Source organism: Sphingopyxis sp. (assembly GCF_050725655.1).
Classification (GTDB): domain Bacteria; phylum Pseudomonadota; class Alphaproteobacteria; order Sphingomonadales; family Sphingomonadaceae; genus Sphingopyxis.
Window position 1 is genome coordinate 43,397 of the sequence record NZ_JBOHHT010000025.1, and the last position, 7,369, is coordinate 50,765.

Genomic DNA, 7,369 nt, shown 5'->3' on the forward strand with positions numbered 1-7,369 from the left:
CGAAGCGCTGACGGAGGGGCTTTTCGCGACCTCGCCGCCCCTCCACCACCCTTCGGGCGGTCCCCCTCCCCATGGCTTCGCCACAGGGAGGATTGAGATTACTCTCTCCGCAACCCCTTCACCTCACCCATCAACGCGTCGATCTTCTCATGCAGCGCCATGATTTCCAGTTCGGCGCGCAGGTTGATTTCATAGTCGAGCCCCGCCGCGATCCGGTCCTTCGCCGACGCGCGGTTCTGGCTCATCATGATGATCGGCGCCTGCACCGCCGCCAGCGTCGACAGCATCAGATTGAGGAAGATGAAGGGATAAGGATCGAACGCCATCCCCCAGCGCGCGAGCACGTCCGAATTGAGCAACATCCAGCCGAGCAGCACCGCCGTGAAGGCAATGATGAAGCCCCACGACCCGCCCACCGCGGCGACCCGGTCGGACAGGCGCGCGCCGAAGCTCGCCCCCTCATCGTCGATGTCGGCGGCGTCGCGGCTGATCAGGCGGCGTTCGGCGATCGCGTCCAGGACACGCCGCTCGTCGGTATCGAGTTCGTCGATCGGGCGGCCGAGCAGCCGGAGCGAGAGATCGGCAAGGCGTGTCGCGTCGTTCATATCTATCCCGTCCAGCGCCAGATACCGGCAACCATATAGCCGAGCGCGCCATGCGCCCAGGTCGCGACAAACCACAGCACGATCCCGCCGAACAGCGCATGCGGGCGCGGGATCGTGTCGCCCCACGGGGTCGTGCCGCCGATCTGCCGCGCATAGGGCATAAAACTCGTCCGCGCCGCCCAATGCCGCCACGCATCGCCCATCAGCCGCGCTTTCTTCGCATCCTGCCCCGCCGAACCGACGAGCGCGAGGAAGACGATCGTGGCGGACAGGACGATCTGCGCCCCGGTCGGGATCACCATGGCGTGCGCAAAGGCCCACAGCGCAAAGCCCCACATCATCGGGTGCCGCGTGATCGCAAACACGCCGCGCGGCACGGCCTGCGCAGCCTTGGCCGCTCCCGGCGCAGGCAGCGCCGGATTGCCGATGAGCGATCCGATGAACAATATGCTCGCAAAGAGCACGATCAGCGACGCGAGGATCCACAGCGGATCGTCGACCGCCCACAAAGGCGGCTCGGGCGGCATCCCGCGCCACGCCTGCACCACCATGATCAGGCACGCGATCGCGACGATCGAATAGGTGATCTGGAATCCCCGCTCGCCGAGCCGCCCCGCGAGCCCGCCCCGAAGCGGATGCGACAAAGCGAGGTGCGAGCCGACAAACAGGACGCAGGTCGCGATCAAAAGCGACATCGGTTGCATGACCAATCCCTCCTCCAGCAATGTCATCTCTATCGCCCAAGCCGCCGCTGCGTACGACTCGGACCGCGTTCACCGACAGGTATTGCGCGACAAAGATAACAGTGTCAACATGGAGGCGAGGAATGAGGCGGGCGGTAAAACGCCCGCCTCGCCTACCTGTCGTATGCCTTGGGCAGCGCCCCTTCCTGCGGCGCCCGATAACGATCGCGCAGGCGGTCCTGCCGCGTCGTCAGCGACTGCGCCTTGCCGTCGATCCACACCATCGTCGGGCGGCTGCCGAGTTCGAGCGGGTCATTGTCCCAGATCACGACATCGCCGACGCGGCCCGGACGCAGCGAACCGATGCTGCCCTCCATGCCGACGGCGCGCGCGGGAACGCTGCTGATCGCGGCGAATGCCTGATCCCACGTCATGCCGCTTGCGCCGGGTACGCGCGCCAGCCCGACGAGGTTGCCCGCATATTGCGTCGCATAACCCATCTTGTGCGCGTCGTCGTCGTCGAACACACCGACCGACACGTCGACGCCCGCGGCCTTGAGGCGGCCCGCGTTCGATTGCGTCGCGCCGAGCTGTTCGAAGCTCGACGGCAGGTCGGTGAGCGGCGAGACGAGCACCGGGACCTTCGCCGCCGCGATGTCGCGCGCGACGATCCAGCCCTCGGTCACCCCGACGAGCACGAGCTTCAGCGCCGGAAATTCCTGCCGCAGCTTCAGCACATTGACGATGTCGGCGGCGCGGTCGACGCGCACGAACAACGGCGTCGTGCCGTCGATGACGCGCACCAGCGCATCGGCGTCGGCACGCTGGATCATCGCGTCATTGCCCCATTCGGCAAGCGTCGCGGGGTTGCGCGCATAGCTGCGCGCCGCGAGCAATTGCTCGCGGAACAAGAGGAAGGTCGCCGCGCGGCTGCCCCCCGCCTTCGCCGAGCCATCCTCGCCGAACGCGACATATTGCAGCGCGCGCGGGCGCGTCACCATGTCCATGTCGTCGGCGAGGTCGACGACCGCGCCCTGGCCTGCGAACAGATTGCTGCTGCTGCCCGGTGCGACGATCGCGCGCGTCACACCCGACGCGCGGTTCACCGCGACGGGCGATCCCATCGGGTTCAGCGCGGGCGCTATGTCGAGCCCCGCCGAAAAGCGCGTGCGCGGCGCCGACCGGTCGTTCGTGCCGCTGACGGCATCAACTTCGGTCAGCCCGACGCGGCTGAATGCCGCAACGATGCCCGGCGTGACATAGCGGCCCTGCGCGTCGACGCGTTCGACGCCCGCGGGCACGGCCACGCCGGCGCCCGCCGCGACGACCTTGCCGCCGCGCACGACGACGGTGCCGCCGTCGATCGGCGCGCTGCCGTCGCCGATGACGAGCTTGGCATTGACGATCGCGATGTCCTGTGCCGCGGCCGGAACCGCGATCAGCGCCGCGGCCGAGAGAAGAAGCGCGCGCATCATTTCACGTCTCCTTCACCCGGCTGGCCGAGCTCAAAATCGCTCACCGGACGCCGTTTGGGGTCGTTCGCGTCGAACATCAACGCGCCGTCGATCCACACTTTCTCGGGGCGCGTATAAGCGCTGAACGGATTGCCGTTCCACAGCACGACATCGGCCATCTTGCCAGGCTTGAGGCTGCCGGTCTTGTCGGCGATGCCCAGCGCCTTGGCGGGATTGTACGACAGCCAGGTCCACGCCTGTTCGTCGCTGACGTCGATACCGATGCGGCGACCCGCGGCGCGCGCTTTCGCGGCTTCCTGGTTCAGTCGCTGGATCTGGTTCGCGTCATCCGAATGGACGATCGTGCAGGCACCGGCCTTGTAGACCAGCGGGATATTCTCGTTGACCGAGTCATAGGCTTCCATCTTGAAGCCCCACCAGTCGGCCCACATCGCCGAGCAAATGCCTTCCTTCGCAAGAATGTCGGCGATCTTGTAGCTTTCGACCGCGTGGTGGAAGGTCGACACCTTGTAACCGAATTCCTTCGACATATCGATGACGAGCGCCATTTCGTCGGCGCGGTAGCAATGATTGTGGACGAGGATCTCGCCCGACAACACGCCCGCGAGCGTTTCCATCGCAAGGTCGCGGTCGACAGCTTTCCCGTCGTCCATCTTCTTCTTGTACGCCGCCGCCTTCTGCCACGTCGCACGGTTCACCGCGAAATTGCCCATGCGCGTCGAGGGTGCGCGCCCCTTGCCGCCATAAACGCGCTTCGGATTCTCACCGCACGCCATTTTGAGGCCGTATGGCGCGCCGGGGAATTTCATTCCCTGCACGGTGCGCGAGGCCACATTCTTGAGCGTGATCGAGCGCCCGCCCATCAGGTTCGCGCTGCCGGGCAGGATCTGAAGCGAAGTCACGCCGCCATTGGCGAGCGCGCGGCTGAAGCCCGGGTCCTGCGGCCAGACGCTATGTTCGGACCATACTTCGGGGGTGGTCGGCGACGTCATTTCGTTGCCGTCCGAATGCGCCTCGACGCTGGGCGACGGGTAATCGCCAAGGTGGCTGTGGATGTCGATGATGCCGGGGGTGAGGAATTTGCCGGTGCCGTCGATGACGTCGGCGTCGGTCGGCAAATCCATGCCGGGTCCGCCTACCGCCGTGACCTTGCCGCTCGTCATCACGATCGCGCCATTGTCGATCCGTCCGCCTTCGCCGTCGAAGATCGTGACACCCTTCACCACCGTCAGGCGGGTCGGGTATCCCTTGTACGTCGACGGATAGGGATCCTTGTTGAACTTCACCGGCTTCTCGGCGGGCTTGTCGCTCGCCGAGGCCGTCTCTCCATTGCTCGCCGCACAACCGACGAGCGCCAGCGATACTGCAGCCAGCAGGCTGCCCTTCACACCCCGGATCATCGGTTACGCCCCCTTGGGTTCGGGATGAACGCCGGCCGCCTGCGGCTCGGCGAGTTCGCTCGTGCCCGCGACATCGTCGCGGTCTCGCAGCGTGTCGAGGTGCATCCAGCGCTTCACGATCGGGCTGACCAGCAGCACGGCCACCGCCGCGCCAATCGCTATCCAGCCGAACATCTCGTAAATCTCGAGCAGCTTGGCCTTGCTCATCTCGCCGCCATGCCCGCCGGTCGCTTCACCGATCTTGCCGGCAACGAAATTGCCGACCGCGGTCATATAGAACCACGCGCCCATGATGAGCGACGCGACGAAGGTGGGCGCCAGCCGGTTCATCGCGGAGAGGCCGACGGGGCTGAGGCACAGTTCGCCGGTGGTGGCGAGGAGGTAATAGAGGAAAACGAAAATCACCGGAGTCATCGCCGCGATGCCGAATGCCTGCGCACCCCACACGAGTACGAGGTTCGCAAGCCCCATCTGCGCCAGCGCCAGCCCGAACTTGGCCGGGGCCGAAGGCTCCCTGCCGTTTTTGCCGAGCCACTGCCACAGCGCGGCGAACAGCGGGGCAAGCAGGATGATGTAGATCGGGTTGATCGACTGGAAGATCGAAGCCGGCACGGCGCCGCGATCGACATAACGGTCGGTGAACAGGTTCATCGATCCGCCTGCCTGTTCGAACAGGCCCCAGAACAGCGGGTTCAGGGCGATCAGGAACAGGATCGCGAACATCCGGTCGCGCGCATGGTCTTCGCGGTTCATCTTCTCGACCACCATCACGCCGAGGAGAAGGAGAAAGCCGGCCAGCGCCACCCACGCCGCGGGCGCGAGCCCGAGCGCGACAGGTCCGCTGGCGATGCCGAGGCCAAGGATGAGCGCGAGCGGCAGGAACAGCATCAGGGCGAGGCCAGCGAGCGCGATGTTGACGCGGCTGCGCGGGCCGGCGCCGATCGATCCATAGGGCAGCTGGAACGTTGCCACCAGAACGACATAACCGAGCAGGAGGATGCCCGAAACGAGCAGGAGATTCTGGATCACGTCCTGATACTGGACGAGCGCCCAGATCACCGCGACCGCCGCGAAACCGACGGCATAGAGCGTCCACTCACGCGACCGCGACAGCGGCGCAGGCGCCTCGCCCGCGCCCTTGAGCGCACTCTTGCCGAGAACGAAAACGACAAGGCCGGCGAGCATGCCGATGCCGGCGAGCCCGAAACCATAGCCCCAGCCGATCCGCTGGCCGAGATAACCGACCAGGATCGTGCCGAGCGCGGCGCCGACGTTGATGCCCATGTAGAAGATCGTATAGGCGCCATCGCGGCGAATGTCGGTGAGCCGGTACAGCTGGCCGACCATCACCGAGATATTCGCCTTGAGGAAGCCCGAGCCGACGATGATGAAGGCGAGCGCCGCCCAGAAGACGTTGATCGTGGGGTCATTCTGCCCGCCGACGCCTTCGACCGCCATCAGGCTGTGGCCAGCCGCCAGCAACAGGCCGCCGAACAGCACCGCCTTGCGCTGGCCGAGGTAACGGTCGGCGAGATAGCCGCCGAGCACCGGGGTGATGTAGACGAGGCTGGTGTAGGCGCCGTAAATCAGGTTCGACTTGCTGTCGTTGAACAGCCAATGCTGGGTCAGGTAGAAAATCAGGATCGCGCGCATGCCGTAGTAGGAGAAGCGCTCCCACATCTCGGCAAAGAAGAGCATGTAGAGGCCCTTGGGGTGTCCGGCGAATTCGGGTTTCTTGCTGCCGGCGATCAGCGCACCGATGCTGAGGAAGACGCCTAGGACCAGAAGTGCGATCACCGCAATCCAGTCCCCCTCGTCCCACAAGCCCATGTCTTTCATTATGTTGCGTCCCTTTTAGGATAGTTTGGCGCGGCCTCCCGCCGCGCGAATGCGGCAACCTAGCGCGAAAATTGCGTATGGGAAGAATCTAATTGCGCGTGAAACCGTCTCGATCGGGCCAAATATTACTGCGAACGGTTCGCAACACTTGCGCAAAGTGACGCGAAAGGCCACATGGCGCACCATGTTCAACGACACCACCTCGCTCCTCGCCCATCTCGCCACGCGCCGCTCGGGCAAGGCGCGCGACATGATCGCCCCCGGCCCCGACGCCGCGCAGCTTCAGGGCATCATCGCGCTCGCGCTGCGCACGCCCGACCATGGCAAGCTCGCGCCCTGGCGCATCGTCACGGTCGCCGACGATCAGCGCGAAGCCTTCGCGGCGCTGCTCAAAAAAGCTTGGGTTGCCGAGAATCCCGGCGCCGCGGGCATGGACCTGTCGGCGCTCGACCAGTTCGCGCATCAGGCACCGACCTTGCTGGTGCTCGTCTCGACGCCCGTGCCCGGAGCCAAGGTGCCCGTCTGGGAACAACAGATGTCGGCGGGCGCGGTTGGCATGAACCTGCTCCACGCCGCGCACGCGCACGGCTTTGTCGGCAGCTGGCTGACCGGCTGGGCGGCTTATAGCGCTGAAGTCGCGGCGGCATTTGGCGCGGGTGAAGGCGACACGATCGTCGGCTATTTCTTTCTCGGCACGCCAGCGCGCGAGCTCGATGAGCGGCCGCGACCCGAATATGACGATGTCGTGCGCGCTTGGGACATTTAGTTATACCAAGCGGTACGAGTTTGTAATAATCCGAATTTGACTGTGCTGCTGTCTTATGGCATTAAGGCGGCATGCTCGATCAGTCCAAACCCGTGTACCAGCGTTTGCGCGATGTCATCGCCAACGCCATCCTCGACGGCCAGTTTCGCGACGGCGACATGTTGCCGTCGGTCCGATCGCTTGCCGCCGAGGAAGGCGCCAACCCGCTGACGGTGGCGAAGGCGTATCAGACGTTTCAGGACGAGGGACTGGTCACGGTGAAGCGCGGCGTCGGCATGTTCGTCGCCGCGGGCGCGACCGAGCGCCTCCGCGACCTGATGCGCGCCGACTTCCTCGCCAATGTCTGGCCTCCCGTCGCGCAACAGATGCGCCGCATCGGCCTCGATGCGCGTACGATGCTGGATTTGACCGAGGCATAACGGCCAATTTCCGCTTTGGGGTGGGAAGCGACCGTAAGAGTGGGTGCGCGGGTATCCCCTCCCGCAAGCGGGAGGGGCAGCGAGGCTTGCTGGCTAGCCGCAGCGGGGTGGGCCATCGCAACGTCGCTGCCCACCCCCAACCCCTCCCGCCTGCGGGAGGGGAGATCAAACGTCCGCAATCG

At 65.4% G+C, this 7,369-nt stretch carries 7 protein-coding genes; 2 read left to right on the forward strand and 5 right to left on the reverse strand.

Going from position 1 to position 7,369, the window contains the following annotated elements; all coding sequences use genetic code 11:
* Nucleotides 1-98: 98 nt before the first annotated feature.
* The 5 genes from ACREBX_RS02840 to ACREBX_RS02860 form a co-directional block, all read right to left on the reverse strand.
* On the reverse strand, nucleotides 99-605 hold the full coding sequence (locus ACREBX_RS02840; RefSeq protein WP_431560241.1) for a DUF1003 domain-containing protein: 507 nt from the start codon (nucleotides 603-605) through the stop codon (nucleotides 99-101).
* 2 nt (nucleotides 606-607) lie between these two features.
* Nucleotides 608-1,309, reverse strand: a complete 702-nt coding sequence (locus tag ACREBX_RS02845; protein WP_431560242.1) for an NnrU family protein — start codon at nucleotides 1,307-1,309, stop codon at nucleotides 608-610.
* Nucleotides 1,310-1,461: 152 nt separating this feature from the next.
* Nucleotides 1,462-2,763, reverse strand: coding sequence for an amidohydrolase family protein (locus tag ACREBX_RS02850; RefSeq protein ID WP_431560243.1), 1,302 nt, complete (start codon nucleotides 2,761-2,763; stop codon nucleotides 1,462-1,464).
* Nucleotides 2,760-4,163, reverse strand: a complete 1,404-nt coding sequence (locus ACREBX_RS02855) for an amidohydrolase (protein WP_431560244.1) — start codon at nucleotides 4,161-4,163, stop codon at nucleotides 2,760-2,762. Before ACREBX_RS02855 ends, ACREBX_RS02850 begins: the two co-directional genes overlap by 4 nt.
* A 3-nt stretch (nucleotides 4,164-4,166) precedes the next feature.
* Entirely contained in the window at nucleotides 4,167-6,002 is a 1,836-nt protein-coding gene (locus ACREBX_RS02860) for a peptide MFS transporter (RefSeq protein WP_431560245.1), read from the reverse strand.
* A gap of 184 nt (nucleotides 6,003-6,186) precedes the next feature.
* Here ACREBX_RS02860 and ACREBX_RS02865 point away from each other — a divergent pair, with 184 nt between their 5' ends.
* Together ACREBX_RS02865 and ACREBX_RS02870 are read left to right on the forward strand one after the other, a co-directional pair.
* Nucleotides 6,187-6,768 carry a nitroreductase family protein gene (locus tag ACREBX_RS02865; RefSeq protein WP_431560246.1) on the forward strand — a complete coding sequence of 194 codons (582 nt, stop codon included), beginning with the start codon at nucleotides 6,187-6,189 and terminating at the stop codon, nucleotides 6,766-6,768.
* A 71-nt stretch (nucleotides 6,769-6,839) separates the two neighbouring features.
* Nucleotides 6,840-7,187 (forward strand): GntR family transcriptional regulator, encoded by a 348-nt coding sequence (locus tag ACREBX_RS02870; RefSeq protein ID WP_431560247.1) that lies wholly within the window; start codon nucleotides 6,840-6,842, stop codon nucleotides 7,185-7,187.
* Nucleotides 7,188-7,369 lie beyond the last annotated feature (182 nt).

Coding starts and splice junctions, on each gene's coding strand:
- ACREBX_RS02840 (WP_431560241.1), bottom strand. CDS start 605: ATGAACGACGCGACACGCCTTGCCGATCTCTCGCTCCGGCTGCTCGGC.
- ACREBX_RS02845 (WP_431560242.1), bottom strand. CDS start 1,309: ATGCAACCGATGTCGCTTTTGATCGCGACCTGCGTCCTGTTTGTCGGC.
- ACREBX_RS02850 (WP_431560243.1), bottom strand. CDS start 2,763: ATGATGCGCGCGCTTCTTCTCTCGGCCGCGGCGCTGATCGCGGTTCCG.
- ACREBX_RS02855 (WP_431560244.1), bottom strand. CDS start 4,163: ATGATCCGGGGTGTGAAGGGCAGCCTGCTGGCTGCAGTATCGCTGGCG.
- ACREBX_RS02860 (WP_431560245.1), bottom strand. CDS start 6,002: ATGAAAGACATGGGCTTGTGGGACGAGGGGGACTGGATTGCGGTGATC.
- ACREBX_RS02865 (WP_431560246.1), top strand. CDS start 6,187: ATGTTCAACGACACCACCTCGCTCCTCGCCCATCTCGCCACGCGCCGC.
- ACREBX_RS02870 (WP_431560247.1), top strand. CDS start 6,840: ATGCTCGATCAGTCCAAACCCGTGTACCAGCGTTTGCGCGATGTCATC.